We start from the raw sequence: 16130 nt of genomic DNA on the forward strand, positions 1-16130 counted from the left end.
GCACGAGGGCCGTGGATGGCGGTGCCGCTTATTCGGCGTCGCCTTCCTTGGCTTCCTCGGTCAGGTATTCACCCGCATCGGCATCGGTGCCGTGGGTTTCGCCTTCGGCCGCACCCAGCGGGGTGTCGCCGGTGGCGGCTTCGGGACCCTGCTCGAGTTCGGCTTCGCGCTCTTCCTCGGCCGTCTGCGCGGCGATGATAGCGTCCTGTGCCTTCTTCCACTGGGCGCGGATCGCAGCGTCGCGGCTCGAGGCGGTGACGCGCAGTCGATTCATGCCCGCACCGGTACCGGCGGGGATGAGGCGGCCCACGATAACGTTCTCCTTGAGACCGATCAGCGTGTCCTTCTTGCCCTCGACCGCGGCCTGCGTGAGCACGCGCGTGGTTTCCTGGAACGAGGCGGCGGAGATGAACGAACGGGTCTGGAGCGAGGCCTTGGTGATGCCGAGCAGCACCGGCTTGCCCTGCGCCTTCTTCTTGCGCGGGGGAAGCTTGGAATTGGCTTCGTCCATTTCGTCGCGATCGACCTGTTCGCCCGGCAGCAGCGTGGTGTCGCCGCCATCGGTGATCTCGACCTTCTGCAGCATCTGGCGAACGATCGTTTCGATGTGCTTGTCGTTGATCTTCACACCCTGGAGTCGATAGACTTCCTGGATCTCGTTCACGAGGTATTCGGCCAGCGCTTCGACACCCATGACTTCGAGGATGTCGTGCGGGTTCGGCGAACCGGAGATGAGCGTATCGCCCTTCTTCACGAAGTCGCCTTCCTGCACGTCGATCACCTTGGTCTTGGGGATCAGGTATTCCACCGCATCACCCTCTTCCGGGACGATCGCGATCTTGCGCTTGGCCTTGTATTCGCGAACGAATTCGATCTTGCCCGAAATCTTGGCGATGACCGAATTGTCCTTCGGGATGCGCGCTTCGAACAGCTCGGCAACACGCGGCAGACCGCCGGTGATGTCGCGCGTCTTGGCGGCTTCGCGGCTCGCACGGGCAAGGATGTCGCCCGCTTCGACCTCTTGGCCATCCTGCACCGAAAGCGTGGTGCCCGGCGCCAGCATGTAGCGCGCGGCCTCGCTATCGTCGCCCGCGTCGTTGAACAGCGTCAGGCGGGGGCGAAGGTCTTCCTTCTTGCGGCCCGTCTGGCGATATTCGATGACGACACGCTGGGCGATCCCGGTGGCGTCGTCGACGCGTTCTTCCAGGGTCTTGCTCTCGACGAGGTCCTGGTAGCGCACGATACCCTTGGTTTCGGTGATGATCGGCAGGGTGAACGGATCCCATTCCGCCAGACGATCGCCTTCCTTCACCTTGGCGCCGTCCTCGAACATGAGCACGGTACCGTAAGGCACCTTGTGGATTGCGCGCTCGCGTCCTTCGGCATCGACCACGATCATCTCGCCATTGCGGGCGAGCGAAAGGCGGCGGCCCTTCTTGTCGGTGATCGTCGGCATGTCGCGATAGACGATCTTTCCGTCGCTGATGCTTTCGAGGTGCGAGGTTTCGTTGACCTGCGCCGCGCCGCCGATGTGGAAGGTACGCATGGTGAGCTGCGTGCCCGGTTCACCGATCGACTGGGCCGCGATGACGCCCACGGCTTCGCCGATATTGACCGGCGTACCGCGTGCTAGGTCACGCCCGTAGCACTTGCCGCAGACGCCCTGGTCGGCTTCGCAGACCAGCGGCGAACGGATCTTGGCGACCTGAACTTCGGCAGCCTCGATCTCGGCAACCATCGGTTCGTCGAGCAGCGTGCCGGCCTTGACGATCACTTCGCCGGTGGCGGCGTTGACGATGTCTTCGGCGGTGGTGCGACCGAGGATGCGCTCTCCGAGCGAGGCGATCACGCTGCCGCCCTGAACGATGGCACGCATCTCGAGCGCGTTCGAGGTCTTGCAGTCCTCGACCACGATCACGCAGTCCTGCGACACGTCGACGAGACGACGGGTCAGGTAACCCGAGTTCGCCGTCTTCAACGCGGTGTCCGCGAGGCCCTTACGGGCGCCGTGGGTCGAGTTGAAGTATTCGAGGACGTTGAGGCCTTCCTTGAAGTTCGAGATGATCGGGTTCTCGATGATCTCGCCCGACGGCTTGGCCATCAGGCCGCGCATGCCGGCGAGCTGCTTCATCTGCGCGGGGCTACCACGCGCACCGGAGTGGCTCATCATGTAGATCGAGTTGATCTCGGCTTCGCGACCGTCCTTGTCCTTAGGACGCGCACGGATCTTTTCCATCATGGCGTCGGCCACTTGGTCGCCGCAACGGCTCCAGGCGTCGATCACCTTGTTGTACTTTTCCTGCTGGGTGATCAGACCGTCCTGATATTGCTGCTCGTAATCGGCAACCAGCGACTTGGTGGCTTCGACCAGTTCGATCTTCTCTTCGGGGATGATCATGTCATCCTTGCCGAACGAGATGCCGGCCTTGAACGCGTGGCGGAAGCCCAGCGTCATGATGGCGTCGGCGAACAGCACCGTGTCCTTCTGGCCGGTGTGACGATAGACCTGGTCGATAACGTCGCCGATTTCCTTCTTGGTCAGAAGGCGGTTGATGAAGTCGAATGGCACGGTGTGACGCTTCGGCAGGCATTCGCCGATCAGCATGCGACCTGGCGTCGTCTCGACGCGCTTCATGTATTCCTTGCCCTTTTCATCGGTCTGCGGAACGCGCGTGGTGATCTTCGAGTGGAGCGTCACCGCACCCACTTCGAGCGCCTGATGAACTTCGGCGATGTCCGAAAGCATCATGCCTTCGCCCGGTTCGCCTTCGCGGTCCATCGAGAGGTAATAGATCCCCAGCACCATGTCCTGCGAAGGCACGATGATGGGCTTGCCGTTGGCGGGCGAGAGGATGTTGTTGGTCGACATCATCAGCACGCGCGCTTCGAGCTGGGCTTCCAGCGAAAGCGGCACGTGGACGGCCATCTGGTCACCGTCGAAGTCGGCGTTGAAGGCCGAGCAGACGAGCGGGTGCAGCTGGATCGCCTTGCCTTCGATCAGCACGGGCTCGAACGCCTGGATGCCGAGGCGGTGAAGCGTCGGCGCGCGGTTCAGGAGGACCGGGTGCTCGCGAATGACTTCGTCGAGGATGTCCCAGACTTCCTTGCGCTCCTTCTCGACCCACTTCTTGGCCTGCTTCAAGGTCATCGAGAGACCCTTGGCATCGAGGCGGGCGTAGATGAACGGCTTGAACAGTTCGAGCGCCATCTTCTTGGGCAGGCCGCACTGGTGCAGCTTCAATTCCGGCCCGGTCACGATGACCGAACGGCCCGAATAGTCGACGCGCTTACCCAGAAGGTTCTGGCGGAAGCGGCCTTGCTTGCCCTTGAGCATGTCGGACAGCGACTTCAGCGGACGCTTGTTGGCGCCCGTGATCACGCGGCCGCGACGGCCATTGTCGAACAGCGCATCGACCGATTCCTGCAGCATGCGCTTTTCGTTGCGGACGATGATGTCCGGCGCACGCAGCTCGATCAGGCGCTTGAGGCGGTTGTTACGGTTGATCACGCGGCGATAGAGATCGTTGAGATCCGAGGTCGCGAAACGGCCACCGTCCAGCGGGACGAGCGGACGCAGTTCCGGCGGAATGACCGGCACGACTTCGAGGATCATCCATTCGGGGCGGTTCCCCGAATCGATGAAGCTCTCGACGACCTTGAGGCGCTTGATGATCTTGGCGGGCTTGAGCTTGGACTTGGTCTCTTCCAGCTCCTTGAGAAGGTCTTCCTTCTCCTGCTCCAGATCGAGATCCATCAGCATGATCTTGACCGCTTCCGCGCCGATCCCGGCGGTGAAGGCGTCTTCGCCATACTCGTCCTGGTATTCGTAGAGCTCGTCTTCGGTCAGCAGCTGGAACTTCTCCAGCGGCGTCAGGCCCGGTTCGGTGACGATATAGCTTTCGAAATACAGCACGCGCTCGAGCTGCTTGAGCTGCATGTCGAGCAGCAGGCCGATGCGCGAGGGCAGCGACTTGAGGAACCAGATATGCGCGACCGGCGCGGCCAGTTCGATATGGCCCATGCGCTCGCGCCGCACCTTGGTCACGGTCACTTCGACGCCGCACTTCTCGCAGACGACGCCCTTGTACTTCATGCGCTTGTACTTGCCGCACAGGCATTCGTAGTCCTTCACCGGACCGAAGATGCGGGCGCAGAACAGGCCGTCACGCTCGGGCTTGAACGTGCGGTAGTTGATCGTTTCCGGCTTCTTGATCTCACCGAAGGACCAGCTGCGGATACGCTCCGGCGAGGCCAGGCCGATCTGGATCTGGTCGAAGGTTTCCGGCTTGGCGAGCTGGTTGGTGAATTTGGTCAGTTCGTTCATGACTTAAATCCCATTCGGGTAATTCTCTCGGGGCGGAAGCGGGTGGGGGTCGAAACCCCCTACTCCGCCGCGATTTGCAGACCGTCGCCGTCTTCGTCGTCCTCGCCATCGCTGAGCGAGGAGAGGTCGACGTTGAGGCCGAGGCTGCGGATTTCCTTGACGAGCACGTTGAAGCTCTCGGGAATGCCGGCCTCGAATGCGTCGTCGCCCTTGACGATGCTTTCATAGACCTTGGTGCGGCCGATCACGTCGTCCGATTTCACCGTCAGCATTTCCTGTAGCGTGTAGGCGGCGCCGTAGGCCTGGAGCGCCCAGACCTCCATTTCACCGAAGCGCTGGCCACCGAACTGCGCCTTACCGCCCAGCGGCTGCTGGGTGACGAGCGAGTACGGACCGATCGAACGGGCGTGGATCTTGTCGTCGACCAGGTGGTGCAGCTTGAGCATATAGATGATGCCCACGGTCACCTTGCGGTCGAACGCTTCGCCCGTGCGGCCGTCGAACAGCACCGACTGGCCCGACCCGTCGAGACCGGCCTTTTCGAGTTCGGTCGTGACGTCGCCTTCACGCGCGCCGTCGAACACCGGGGTGCCCATCGGGACGCCCGCCTTCAGGTTCGTGGCGAGTTCGAAGACTTCTTCGCCCGTGCGGGCTTCGATGTCGTCGTGGTATTGCTCGCCATAGACGTCCTTGAGCTTGTCGACGAGCGCGGCCGGGGGCTTGCCAGCCTTGGCATCGGGGTTCGATGCCCGCCATTCCTCGAGCTGTTCACCGATCTGGTGTCCGAGCGCACGCGCGGCGAAGCCGAGATGCGTTTCGAAGATCTGACCGACGTTCATGCGCGACGGCACGCCCAGCGGGTTGAGCACGATGTCGACCGGGGTACCGTCTTCGAGGAACGGCATGTCCTCGGACGGCAGGATGCGCGAAATCACACCCTTGTTCCCGTGGCGGCCGGCCATCTTGTCGCCCGGCTGCAGCTTACGCTTCACCGCGACGAAGACCTTGACCATCTTGAGCACGCCCGGGGCGAGTTCGTCACCGCGTTCGAGCTTTTCCTTGCGGTCCTCGAACTTGGCGTCGATCGCCTTGACGCTTTCGTCGTACTGGGTCTTCACCGCTTCGAGCTGGGTCTGGCGACCGTCGTCGGCGACGGCGAACTTCCACCACAGGTGCTTTTCGGTGCTGTCGAGCACGTCCTGCGTGATCTCGGTGCCCTTCTTGACGCCCTTCGGCGTGGCCGAAGCGGTCTGGCCGAGCAGCATTTCCTCGAGGCGGTTGTAGTTCGCACGGTTGAGGATCGCGCGTTCGTCTTCGCGGTCCTTCGCAAGACGCTCGATTTCCTCGTTGAGGATCGCGCGCGTACGGTCGTCGATCTCGACGCCGTGGCGGTTGAACACGCGGACTTCGACGACGGTGCCCGAGGTGCCCGGGGGCAGCTTCAGGGAGGTGTCGCGAACGTCGCTGGCCTTTTCACCGAAGATCGCGCGGAGGAGCTTTTCTTCCGGCGTCATCGGGCTTTCGCCCTTCGGCGTGATCTTGCCGACAAGGATGTCGCCCGGATGCACTTCGGCGCCGATATAGACGATGCCCGCTTCGTCGAGATTGCGGAGCGATTCCTCGCCCACATTCGGGATGTCGCGGGTGATGTCTTCCGGCCCGAGCTTGGTGTCGCGCGCCATGACTTCGAATTCCTCGATGTGGATCGAGGTGAAGACGTCGTCCTTCACGATACGCTCGGAGATGAGGATACTATCCTCGTAGTTGTAACCGTTCCACGGCATGAACGCGACGAGGCTGTTCTTGCCCAGTGCGAGTTCGCCGAGATCGGTCGAGGGACCGTCGGCGATGATGTCGCCGGTTTCGATCGTCTCGCCCACCTTCACCAGCGGACGCTGGTTGATGCAGGTCGACTGGTTCGAACGCTGGAACTTCTGCAGCGTGTAGATGTCGACGCCCGACTGGCCGGGTTCGACATCGCCCTGCGCGCGGATCACGATACGCGTGGCATCGACCTGGTCGACGATGCCGCCGCGCTTGGCGGTGATCGCCGCGCCCGAATCGCGCGCCACGGTTTCTTCCATGCCGGTGCCGACCCACGGGGCTTCCGCCTTCACGAGCGGAACCGCCTGGCGTTGCATGTTGGCGCCCATCAGTGCGCGGTTGGCGTCATCGTTTTCCAGGAACGGAATGAGCGATGCGCCGACCGAGACGAGCTGCTTGGGCGAAACGTCCATCAACGTGATGGTTTCGGACGGTGCCATCAGGTTGTCGCCGTTCTGGCGCGCCGAGATCAGCTCTTCGGTGAAAGTGGCGTTACCATCGAGATCGGCCGAAGCCTGCGCGACGGTGTGCTTCTGCTCTTCCATCGCCGACAGGTAGATCACGTCGTTGGTGACCTTCTTGTCCTCGACCTTACGATACGGCGTTTCGATGAAGCCGTACTTGTTGACGCGGGCGAAGGTCGACAGCGAGTTGATCAGACCGATGTTCGGGCCTTCCGGCGTTTCGATCGGGCAGATGCGGCCATAGTGGGTCGGGTGAACGTCGCGGACTTCGAAGCCTGCGCGCTCACGGGTAAGACCGCCAGGCCCAAGCGCCGACACACGGCGCTTGTGGGTGACTTCCGACAGCGGGTTGGTCTGGTCCATGAACTGCGAGAGCTGGCTGGAACCGAAGAATTCACGAACGGCAGCCACGGCGGGCTTGGCGTTGATGAGGTCGTTCGGCATCACGGTCGACACGTCAACCGAGCTCATCCGTTCCTTGACTGCGCGTTCCATGCGCAGCAGGCCGACGCGGTACTGGTTTTCGAGCAGTTCGCCGACCGAGCGGACACGGCGGTTGCCGAGGTTGTCGATGTCGTCGACGTCGCCCTTGCCGTCCTTCAGGCCGACCAGTTCCTTGACCACTGCTAGGATATCTTCTTTTCGCAGCGTGGTCACGGTGTCTTCGGCATCGAGTTCGAGACGCATGTTGAGCTTGACGCGGCCGACGGCCGACAGATCGTAACGCTCACCGTCGAAGAACAGGCCTTCGAACAGCGCTTCGGCGGTTTCGAGGGTCGGCGGTTCGCCGGGGCGCATCACCTTGTAAATCGCCTCGAGGCCTTCCTCGCGGTTCTCGGCCTTGTCGGCCTTCAGCGTGTTGCGGATCCACGGACCGGTGTTGACGTAGTCGATGTCGAGCAGCTCGAGGCTGTCGATCCCGGCATTGTCCATCGCTTCGAGGTTTTCCGGCGACACTTCGTCGCCGGCCTCGATGTAGATGCGGCCGGTCTTCTCGTCGATCAGGTCGCGCGAAGCGAAGCGGCCGAAGATTTCCTCGGTCGGCAGCAGCAATTCGGTGAGGCCGTCCTTGGCGGCCTTGTTGGCGGCGCGCGGGCTGATCTTCTGGTTGGCGGGGAAAACTTCCTCGCCGGTGCTCGCATCGATCAGCGCGAAGGCGGGCTTCTGGCCGCGCCACTGCTCGGGTTGGTAGGCGATCTTCCAGCCGTCGCCGGCCTTGCCCGAAACGCGCTCCCACTTCACGAGGTTGTAGAAGTGGTGAAGGATCTCCTCTTCATCGAGGCCCAGCGCGAACAGCAGCGAAGTGACCGGCTGCTTGCGCTTGCGGTCGATACGCACGTTGACGATGTCCTTGGCGTCGAATTCGAAATCGAGCCACGACCCGCGATAGGGAATGACGCGTGCGGCGAACAGGTACTTGCCCGACGAGTGGGTCTTGCCGCGGTCGTGATCGAACAGCACACCCGGCGAACGGTGCATCTGCGAAACGATCACGCGCTCGGTGCCGTTGACGATGAAGGTGCCGTTATCGGTCATGAGCGGCATGTCGCCCATGTAAACGTCCTGTTCCTTGATATCGAGGACCGAACGGGTTTCGGTTTCCTGGTCCACCTCGAACACGATCAGGCGCAGCGTGACCTTCATCGGGGCCGCGTAGGTGATGCCGCGCTGGCGGCATTCGGTGGTGTCGTATTTCGGCGGTTCGAGTTCGTAATGGACGAAGTCGAGTTCGGCGGTGCCGGCGAAGTCGCGGATCGGGAAGACCGAGCGCAGCGTCTTTTCGAGGCCGGAGACGTAGCCCGTCTCCTTGTCCGAACGCAGGAACTGTTCGTAGCTCTCGCGCTGGACCTCGATTAGGTTCGGCATTTCCACCGCTTCGTGGATGTCGCCGAAGATCTTGCGGATGCGCCGCTTCGCGGTGCCCATGCGCATGTTGCGCGCGGGCTTCTTGGTGTCGGACTTCGCCTTGGTCGCCATAAAGGAACGCCTCTTGTGTTTGCGCCGGCCCGGCAGGTGGGCGGGCGCGAATTCGTCTACTCATGCGCGTGAGCGATACCGGGACGCGAAAAGGCCGCAGCGTAGGACGCACCGATTCCGGCGGCCAGCTGCAGCTTACAAACGTCGCGATATGGAAAGCCTGCTTCCGTCCCTGGCCAAAACCCGCGCATGAATCGGCCTTGCTCGAAGCAAGCGGTCGGAAAGGCATGTAGGAATTGCGCCGCGCGGGGTCAAGATACGGAATCGGCGGGAAAAGGATAATCGGTCGATGCATATCGTTTTTCGATATTATCGATTGACGATAAGGGATCGCTCCATCATATCGAATTTCGATAAGGAGGCGATTCGATGATGCTGACGACAACCATCTGGCTCTTGCGCGTGTGCAATTGGCTCAACTGGATTCTCGCTGCGCTATTCGCCGCCCTCGGATCGATACTGCTGATCGATCCCAACCAGTTTCGCGAGCGTTTCATCGCCGTGTTCTCGAACACCGGGGGCGAGGCAATCTTCATCTATTTGGCGGTGGCCTGCGCGGCGGTGCTCCCGGTCGCCTTCGCAATCCACCTGATCCTCACCCGCCTGATCGCCCTTGTCCGCGACACGCAGGCCGGTGCTGCCTTCAGCGAACGCAATGCGAAGCGGTTGGCGACGGTCGCGTGGGCGTTGCTGGCCATCAACTTGCTCGATCTGGCGTTCGGACAAGTCTCGATCTGGGCCAGCGCGGTGAGCGGGGAGTATTTCGGCTGGTCTCCTTCGGTGGCCGGGTGGCTCGCCGTTCCGCTGCTTCTGGTGCTGGCCAAGGTCTTTCGCGAAGGTGCCGCCATGCGCGAAGACCTGGAGGGTACGGTCTGATGCCAGCCGAAAACACTTCAGGCATTTCTGTCAGGCTCGACGCGCTGCTGCAGGAGCGCGGCATGACGCTGACCGAGCTTTCCGAACGGATCGGACTGACCCTCGCCAACCTATCCATCCTGAAGACGGGCAAGGCCAAGGCGATCCGCTTCTCCACGCTCGAGGCAATCTGTCGCGAACTCGATTGCCAGCCTGGTGAGCTACTCACCTATCACGATGAAGGAACACGCTCATGAAATGGATCATGCAATTCGGACGCGATGCAATCGGCAGCTTCGGCGACGGCTTGCGCGCCATGAAAGGGCTCCCCTGGCTGTTTGCCGCGATCGTCCTGTGGGAATTCGCCCAGCATATCGTCGAAGTCCGGATCGGGATGTTCGAGAGCGTCGAGCAGGCGCGCGCTGTCGGTGGCGATGCGTTGCGCATGGTGTTCGGCTGGATCAAGATGCTTTCGGTCTATCTGGGCGGGTTCTTCGTGATCCGCTACCTTGCTTTGCGCAACGATGGCCTCGCGCTCGCGCCTGTGGGCACGGCGCTGGGCCGCTATGCGCCGTATCTCGTCTACTCCTTGATCCTGTTTGCTGCGATCTTCTACACACGGGCATTTGCTCCCGCGGCCCATGTCGACACGATCAGGGCCGTGGTGGGCCTGTCGCAGGTCCTCGTCGAACCGTTGCTGATGGCGTGGGTCGTTGCAACCGCGACCGACGGGGCGATTGGCAACCCGCTATCCTCGGCAAGGCGCACCGGCTGGCTCTACCTTTATGCGCTGCCGCTGTTCCTGCTCGTGCGCATTCCGATCAATCTTTTGCACGGCGCACTGAACTCGGAGGCGATAGGGCGATCGCAAGGAGTCTTGTGGAGCATGCTTGCGGTCGATGCCGTCGTGGTCGGCATCCTGATCGCCGTCGTTCCCGCGATCTCGGTGAGGGTGGCACGGCGCATCCGCGAGAAACAAGCGAATGTCACTACGCAGCACGCGGCGACCTCGGTCCCGGCCTAACTGTCCAGCGCGCGGCCAAGATCAGCGATGATATCGCTGGCCGCTTCCAAACCGACCGATAATCGCAGCAGGCCCGGCGTAATTCCCGCCCGGGCCTGCGCTTCGTCGGGCATACCGCGATGGGTCATCGTTGCGGGTACGCAGATCAGCGAGGAATGGGCCCCGAGCGAGCTGGCGAGGTTCACCAGTTCCAGCCGATCGAGAAAGGCCTCAACCGCCGGACTTCCGCCGACCAGGTCGAACGCGATCATGAAACCGGGCCCCGTTTGCTGTTGCTCCGCCAGCGCATGGTCGGGGTGATCGGTGAAGCCCGGATAGTGGACCGCGGCGACCGCGTCGTGATCCGCAAGATAATCCGCGACCGTCCGCGCGTTCGCTTCCATCGCGGCGACGCGCAGGGGCAGGGTGCGCAGACCGCGCAATGTGCGCGCGGCGGCATCGGGCGAGCCGAACAGTCCGGCCGCATTGGCCCAGAACTCGATCCGCTCGATCAGCGCGGCATCGCGCGCGAGCAGTGCCCCGCCCACGCAATCGCCATGGCCGTTAATCGCCTTGGTGGTCGAATGCATCACGAGGTCGCAGCCTAAGGCGAGCGGTTGCTGCCGGCACGGCGTAGGGAGCGTATTGTCGGCGACGGTCAGCGCGCCGGCTTTTTTTGCCTTGGCGGCGACGCTGGCGATATCGGTCAGCCGGAGGAGAGGATTGCTCGGCGTCTCGATCCACACCATCGCCGTCTCGGTCGCGAGCGCGGCGTCGAGGGCATCGTCGTCGGTCAGGTCGACGAATTCGACCGACAGCCGGCCTTGCTCTGCCAGCGCCTCGAGCAGGCGATAGGTCCCGCCATAGCAGTCGTGCGGCGCAATCACCCGGGCAGAGGAGGGGATCAGGAGCAGCGCGAGGAGCGCCGCGGATTGCCCGCTGCTCGTCACCACGCCGCCGTTCGCGCCTTCGAGTTCGGCCAGTCGCGTGACCAGTTCGTCGCGATTGGGATTGGCGCTGCGCGAATAATCGGGCGAGGGCTTTTCGTCGGGGCTGTCCCAGCGATAGCTGTCGGATCTTCGTAGCGGTGCCACGATATCGCGCCCTTCGCGGCTGGCGGCCGCGACCACCGTACCCGGTGCGCGGCTGCTCACAATCCTGGCACCAGCGGGGCGACAAGGCTGGCAATCGCGCGCGGCTCCTTCAGAAAGGCGTCGTGGCCATACAGGCTGGAGATCGCATGGAAACGCGCATCGGGCAGCGCTGCGGCCAGATCTTCGAGCTGTTCGAGCGGGACCAGACGATCCTCCGCCGCGCCGATGACCGTTACCGGCACGCGAATGGCGCGCGGGTCTACGCGGTGGCGGTCGATCGAGGCGCTGAGGCTGAGGAAGCGGCCGGGCGACATCACCGCGTCGAACCCGTCGCCGCGCGCGCGAAGGTAAGCACCGGCCGGCGACGCGTCGGTGGGCGCGGAGCCCTCTATCCCGCTGGCGAAACGCGCGCCGAATTCCTCCGCCGTGCGATAACAGGTCATGCCGAGCCCGCGCGCGATCGAGAGCGCTTCCGCGCCGCGTCCGCTTTCGAGACCAAGCGCGACCACGCGGCGCTGCAACTCACGCTGCGCGCTGGCAAACGGGTGGGGGGAAGCAGGTGCAGAGATCGCCGCCACGCGGCCCACCCTTTCGGGGCGCTCCGCTGCCAGCGCAAGCGCGACCATCCCGCCATAGGATGCGCCCAGCACCAGATCGGCGCGTGCGATACCCAGCGCATCGAGCGCGGCACAAAGGCACGCGGCCTGATCGCCGGTGGAGGGCGCGAAACCCCCGCTCGGATCGGCGGCGAATTCGATGCCGACCACACGAACACGATCCGGATCGACCGCGCAGCCACGTCCTACCACGCCTTTCCACCAGGTCTCGTCGCCTGCCGGGGCCACCACCTCGGGCGTGGCCGATATTCCGCCGAGCACCACCACAACGGGCGCGGCGGAGGGACCGATGGCGCAAGCACGGAAGGGCGCCAGCTTGTTTGCCAATTCTTCGGGAGGCGCGACCTCGACCTGTCGCAGGCAACAGTCGGTTTCCGGATCGACCGTCCGCGGTTCTTTTTTCGGTGTGCCCGTAATTCGGGCTTCGGTAATTCGGGGTTCGGCGAGGGCGCTCATCGGGCCAGCTCCGCTGCGATGGCGCGAAGATCGCCCATGATCGCCTCTGCGGTCGGCTCACCGCCGGCACCCGGGCCGTGACACGAGAAGCGCTGCCCGCCTTCCAGCGCGATGGTCGCCACGTTGCCTTCGCCGTCGGGCACATCGCCCGCGAACCCGTCGGCCGGCACCAGGCTCACTGTCGCGCAGGTCGGTTTGATCACGCAGGCCTGGACATAGCGCACGCCCGACGCCGCGATCTCGGCGGCGCGTGCCGGGGTGAGCGGCTCGACCATCACCGGATAATCGTCGGGCGCATGGCCGAAGGCTTCGGCGGCGACGATCCGGCTTTTCGCGGTGGCATCGGCGCCGGAAAGATCGTTGGTCGGGTCCGCCTCGGCGAGCCCTGCTGCCTGCGCCGTCTCGAGGGCAGACTGGAAATCGGTGCCGCGTTCAATTTCGTGGAGGAGGTAATTGAGCGTGCCGTTGAGCACCGCGTCGATCCGCGCGATGTTTCCGGCCGACCTGGCTTCGGCGACGGTTTCGAGAACGGGGGCGCCGCCGCCCACCGCCGCGCTGAAGCGCAGTTGTGCTCCATGGTCGCGTGCCAGTTGGGCGAGCGCGACATACTCGGCGTCGATCACCCGCTTGCTCGCGCTGGCCAGCGACTTTCCGCGCGCCAGCACTGCCCGGCTGACTGCGAGGCCGACTTCGTCGCTGCTCAGCGCATCGACGAAGATATCCGCCTCGCTCGCGGCGAAAGCGGCTGCATCGGTGATCGGCGCTATCTTCGGCTTCACCGCGCGGGCGCGCGCCGGATCGCGCACCAGCACAGCAGTCAATTCGAAGCGTGGATCATCCTCGATCGCGCGGACCAGGGCCGCGCCTACGGTCCCGAGCCCTGCTACCGCCACCCGGATCGGATCAGTTTTGCTGTCCGGGGAGGGAGCCGAGCTCTCGGTGGTACACTGGTCCTGGCGCGGGGCCGGGCCGTTGGAAAATTCGGAAATCGCAAGCACGTCTCGTATCCTCGAATACGGTGACGATACTGCCTTTTGGATAACCCCGCTCGGTTGCCCTTCTGGCCGCATCGTCCTGTTGACAGGACCGCCACCTTGCCCGGGAGGGCAGGTTGGCGTGGCCGCGAACGAACTCGCGCCACTCTTGATGCAGACGGCAGGATTTCTCCGGTCCGTCTGGTTCCATGACTAGGATGGCGCGCGCTGCGGGTCAACCCGTATCCGTATCGGCGGGAAATCGTGCGCGCCGATGCAAATATCGCTTGGCGGGGACGGTAAATAAGGCGATAATATGGCGGTCAATCATGACACAGGAATCACGAATATGAAAAAGCTTGTTCTCGTCGCTCTCCTTCCGTTCGCCGTCGCCGCTTGCGACAAGCCGGCCGACGAAACGGTTGCGGAAGAAGAAGTCGTTGAAGTCGAAGCCGCTCCGGTTGACGCCACCGCGACCGACCCGATGACCGCCGAGACCCCGGCCGCCGACGCCATCGCCACCGACGCTCCGGTCGGCGAAGAAACCCCGGCTCCGGAAGCGACCGAAACCCCGATGTAATGAAACCGGGCCCGGCTGTCGGCCAGGCCTGCTTGTTCCATTCGAAACACGAAGGCCCGCCGGTTTCGGCGGGCCTTTTCGTTTGGGGGACCTTCTCGTTTGTGGGGCGAGTGCCTATTGCAGCGTGACGCGGTCCTCGTCGCTGTCGCGCGCACCGAAGAACTGCATCAGCTGGACCAGCAGCTCGCAGCGCGATCTGAGATCGTCGGCTTCTAACAGGGCCTGCTTGCTGGCATGGTCGAACGGCGCGATCTGGCTCACGCCGTCGATCAGCGTCTCGTCGTCGAGCTGTGCGATCGAACCCCAATCGACGCTGTAGCCTTGCGCATCGGCAAAGCGGCGCGCCTCGCGTTCGAAATCGGCGCGGGCGATCGTGCTCAATGCCTGGTTGAGGCGATCCTCGATCAATTCGGCTTCGACCTGGCGGAACTGCGTCGTCACGTCGAGTTCGCGCACGATGGCGAATCGCGATTCGCCTTCGAGCACGATGTCGAAGCCGCCGTCGTCCTTGGCCTCGACCTCGCCGATCTTCCCGAGGCACCCGATTCGGAACAGCGGCGAGCCCTCCTCGGGTTTTTCGGGCTGGATCATGCCGATTCGCCGATCGCGGGCCAGCGCATCGGTCACCAGCGCGCGGTAGCGCGGCTCGAAGATGTGCAGCGGCAGGTGCAATCCCGGAAACAGGATCGCGCCGGGCAGCGGAAAGATCGAGATGCGCTGAGCGGGCATGCCTATCCGAACAGGATCAAAGAGAGCTGGCGACGTTTATCCGCTACCCACGGGTCTTCGAGACCGACCGCTTCGAAGATCTGCAAGAGCTTGGCCTTGGCCGCGCCTTCATTCCATTCGGGCTCGTCGCGCACGAGGGCGAGCAGTGTGTCCGCCGCCTCGTCGCGCCGGCCGGCGGCGAAGGCCTTCTCGGCGAAATCGAATTTCTCCTGCGCCCCGCCGCTCTCGGCTGCGGCGCGCGCTGCATCGAGCTCACCGTCATCGACGTGCTCGCCTGCCAGCTCGACCGCGCTTTTCGCCTGGGCGACCGCGGGATCGTCTTGGATTTCGGCGGGAACGGCGTCGAGCGCGGCCTGCGCTTCGTCTTTGAGACCGGCCAGCGCCAGTGCGCGAATCAGCCCGGCATGGGCCTCGGCGCTATCGGGCTTCATCTCGACGATCTGGGCGAAAATACCCGCCGCGCGCTCGCCATCGCCGCCCGCGAGCACTTCCTCGCCCATAGCGATCAGCGGGGCGATATCCTGCTCGGGCTGCCCACCCGCTTCATCGCCGGACTGGATCGGCAATTGCGCAAGAATCTGGTCGAGCATCTGCTTCATCTGCGATTCGCTGCGCGCCTTGGTCAGGTCGGCGACCGGCTGGCCCTGGAACATCGCATAGATGGTCGGGATCGACTGGACCTGGAACTGGCTCGCGATGAACTTTTCCTGGTCGACGTCGACCTTCTTCAGGATCACGCCCTTGTCGGCGTACTCGGCCGCAACCTTCTCCAGCATCGGGGCGATCGCCTTGCACGGCCCGCACCAGTCGGCATGGAAATCGAGGATGACGAGATTCGTCATCGACGGCTCGACGATGTCTTTCTTGAAGCGTTCGACGGCCTTCTGCTCGTCGATATTGAGACCCATGCTGGCCAATGCGTTTCCCCTATCTACGGTGTGCGTCCTATTTGGCCATTCTTCGCGCTTTGTGAAGGGCAGGAGCAAAAGGCGCATTTTTTGGCTTGCGGGCGGAAAACACCGCTGCTAGTTGCGCGCCTCTCGCAAGGGGCACGACCCCTTCTTTCGATGGATATGCGGGCGTAGCTCAGGGGTAGAGCACAACCTTGCCAAGGTTGGGGTCGGGCGTTCGAATCGCCTCGCCCGCTCCATCGAAACATTTTCTCGACAGACACGATCAACCGCCTCCGGCGGACGCGGCAGCCACCGGCGCGCAGCGTGTCGGCATGCGCGC

Annotated in this window: 11 protein-coding genes, 1 tRNA gene and 1 riboswitch; of the genes, 5 read left to right on the plus strand and 7 right to left on the minus strand. The window is 63.6% G+C overall.

Annotated features, from left to right (window positions below; genetic code table 11):
• Positions 1–28: 28 nt before the first annotated feature.
• Entirely contained in the window at positions 29–4324 is a 4296-nt protein-coding gene (gene rpoC, locus GRI68_RS13325; protein ID WP_160617731.1) for a DNA-directed RNA polymerase subunit beta', read from the minus strand.
• A 59-nt stretch (positions 4325–4383) separates the two neighbouring features.
• The gene (gene rpoB / locus GRI68_RS13330; protein WP_160617732.1) at positions 4384–8589 is read right to left on the minus strand and encodes a DNA-directed RNA polymerase subunit beta; all 4206 of its coding nucleotides are present in this window, start codon (positions 8587–8589) and stop codon (positions 4384–4386) included.
• A gap of 369 nt (positions 8590–8958) precedes the next feature.
• Here rpoB and GRI68_RS13335 point away from each other — a divergent pair, with 369 nt between their 5' ends.
• Genes GRI68_RS13335 through GRI68_RS13345 form a run of 3 tightly spaced genes read left to right on the plus strand, consistent with a single transcriptional unit; the run spans position 8959 to position 10468 of the window.
• Positions 8959–9465, plus strand: a complete 507-nt coding sequence (locus GRI68_RS13335; protein WP_160617733.1) for a DUF2975 domain-containing protein — start codon at positions 8959–8961, stop codon at positions 9463–9465.
• Complete coding sequence (locus GRI68_RS13340; RefSeq protein WP_160617734.1) at positions 9465–9701, plus strand: helix-turn-helix domain-containing protein; 237 nt, start codon at positions 9465–9467, stop codon at positions 9699–9701. Before GRI68_RS13335 ends, GRI68_RS13340 begins: the two co-directional genes overlap by 1 nt.
• Positions 9698–10468 (plus strand): hypothetical protein, encoded by a 771-nt coding sequence (locus GRI68_RS13345; RefSeq protein WP_160617735.1) that lies wholly within the window; start codon positions 9698–9700, stop codon positions 10466–10468. Before GRI68_RS13340 ends, GRI68_RS13345 begins: the two co-directional genes overlap by 4 nt.
• Here GRI68_RS13345 and GRI68_RS13350 read toward each other — a convergent pair.
• The 3 genes from GRI68_RS13350 to GRI68_RS13360 are packed head-to-tail and all read right to left on the minus strand — an operon-like array spanning position 10465 to position 13612.
• Entirely contained in the window at positions 10465–11601 is a 1137-nt protein-coding gene (locus GRI68_RS13350) for a trans-sulfuration enzyme family protein (RefSeq protein WP_160617736.1), read from the minus strand. The genes GRI68_RS13345 and GRI68_RS13350 overlap by 4 nt on opposite strands.
• Positions 11598–12614, minus strand: a complete 1017-nt coding sequence (locus tag GRI68_RS13355) for an alpha/beta fold hydrolase (RefSeq protein ID WP_160617737.1) — start codon at positions 12612–12614, stop codon at positions 11598–11600. The genes GRI68_RS13350 and GRI68_RS13355 overlap by 4 nt, the downstream gene beginning before the upstream one ends.
• A complete protein-coding gene (locus GRI68_RS13360; protein ID WP_160617738.1) occupies positions 12611–13612 on the minus strand; it encodes a hypothetical protein in 1002 nt (333 codons plus the stop codon). The genes GRI68_RS13355 and GRI68_RS13360 overlap by 4 nt, the downstream gene beginning before the upstream one ends.
• Positions 13613–13652: 40 nt before the next feature.
• Positions 13653–13769, minus strand: a riboswitch (SAM-I-IV-variant riboswitch).
• 168 nt (positions 13770–13937) lie between these two features.
• On the opposite strand from GRI68_RS13360, the gene GRI68_RS13365 reads away from it, so the two are divergent.
• Positions 13938–14168, plus strand: coding sequence for a hypothetical protein (locus GRI68_RS13365; protein WP_160617739.1), 231 nt, complete (start codon positions 13938–13940; stop codon positions 14166–14168).
• A 114-nt stretch (positions 14169–14282) separates the two neighbouring features.
• On the opposite strand, the gene GRI68_RS13370 is transcribed toward GRI68_RS13365, so the two are convergent.
• Both GRI68_RS13370 and GRI68_RS13375 read right to left on the minus strand, forming a co-directional pair.
• On the minus strand, positions 14283–14897 hold the full coding sequence (locus GRI68_RS13370; protein ID WP_160617740.1) for an LON peptidase substrate-binding domain-containing protein: 615 nt from the start codon (positions 14895–14897) through the stop codon (positions 14283–14285).
• Between the two features lie 2 nt (positions 14898–14899).
• Positions 14900–15805, minus strand: a complete 906-nt coding sequence (locus tag GRI68_RS13375) for a tetratricopeptide repeat protein (protein WP_160617741.1) — start codon at positions 15803–15805, stop codon at positions 14900–14902.
• 167 nt (positions 15806–15972) lie between these two features.
• Here GRI68_RS13375 and GRI68_RS13380 point away from each other — a divergent pair.
• Positions 15973–16047, plus strand: a tRNA-Gly gene (locus GRI68_RS13380).
• Positions 16048–16130 lie beyond the last annotated feature (83 nt).

The organism is Alteriqipengyuania halimionae, from assembly GCF_009827575.1.
Taxonomy (GTDB): Bacteria; Pseudomonadota; Alphaproteobacteria; order Sphingomonadales; family Sphingomonadaceae; genus Alteriqipengyuania_A; species Alteriqipengyuania_A halimionae.

Coding starts and splice junctions, on each gene's coding strand:
- rpoC (WP_160617731.1), bottom strand. CDS start 4,324: ATGAACGAACTGACCAAATTCACCAACCAGCTCGCCAAGCCGGAAACC.
- rpoB (WP_160617732.1), bottom strand. CDS start 8,589: ATGGCGACCAAGGCGAAGTCCGACACCAAGAAGCCCGCGCGCAACATG.
- GRI68_RS13335 (WP_160617733.1), top strand. CDS start 8,959: ATGATGCTGACGACAACCATCTGGCTCTTGCGCGTGTGCAATTGGCTC.
- GRI68_RS13340 (WP_160617734.1), top strand. CDS start 9,465: ATGCCAGCCGAAAACACTTCAGGCATTTCTGTCAGGCTCGACGCGCTG.
- GRI68_RS13345 (WP_160617735.1), top strand. CDS start 9,698: ATGAAATGGATCATGCAATTCGGACGCGATGCAATCGGCAGCTTCGGC.
- GRI68_RS13355 (WP_160617737.1), bottom strand. CDS start 12,614: ATGAGCGCCCTCGCCGAACCCCGAATTACCGAAGCCCGAATTACGGGC.
- GRI68_RS13365 (WP_160617739.1), top strand. CDS start 13,938: ATGAAAAAGCTTGTTCTCGTCGCTCTCCTTCCGTTCGCCGTCGCCGCT.
- GRI68_RS13370 (WP_160617740.1), bottom strand. CDS start 14,897: ATGCCCGCTCAGCGCATCTCGATCTTTCCGCTGCCCGGCGCGATCCTG.
- GRI68_RS13375 (WP_160617741.1), bottom strand. CDS start 15,805: ATGGGTCTCAATATCGACGAGCAGAAGGCCGTCGAACGCTTCAAGAAA.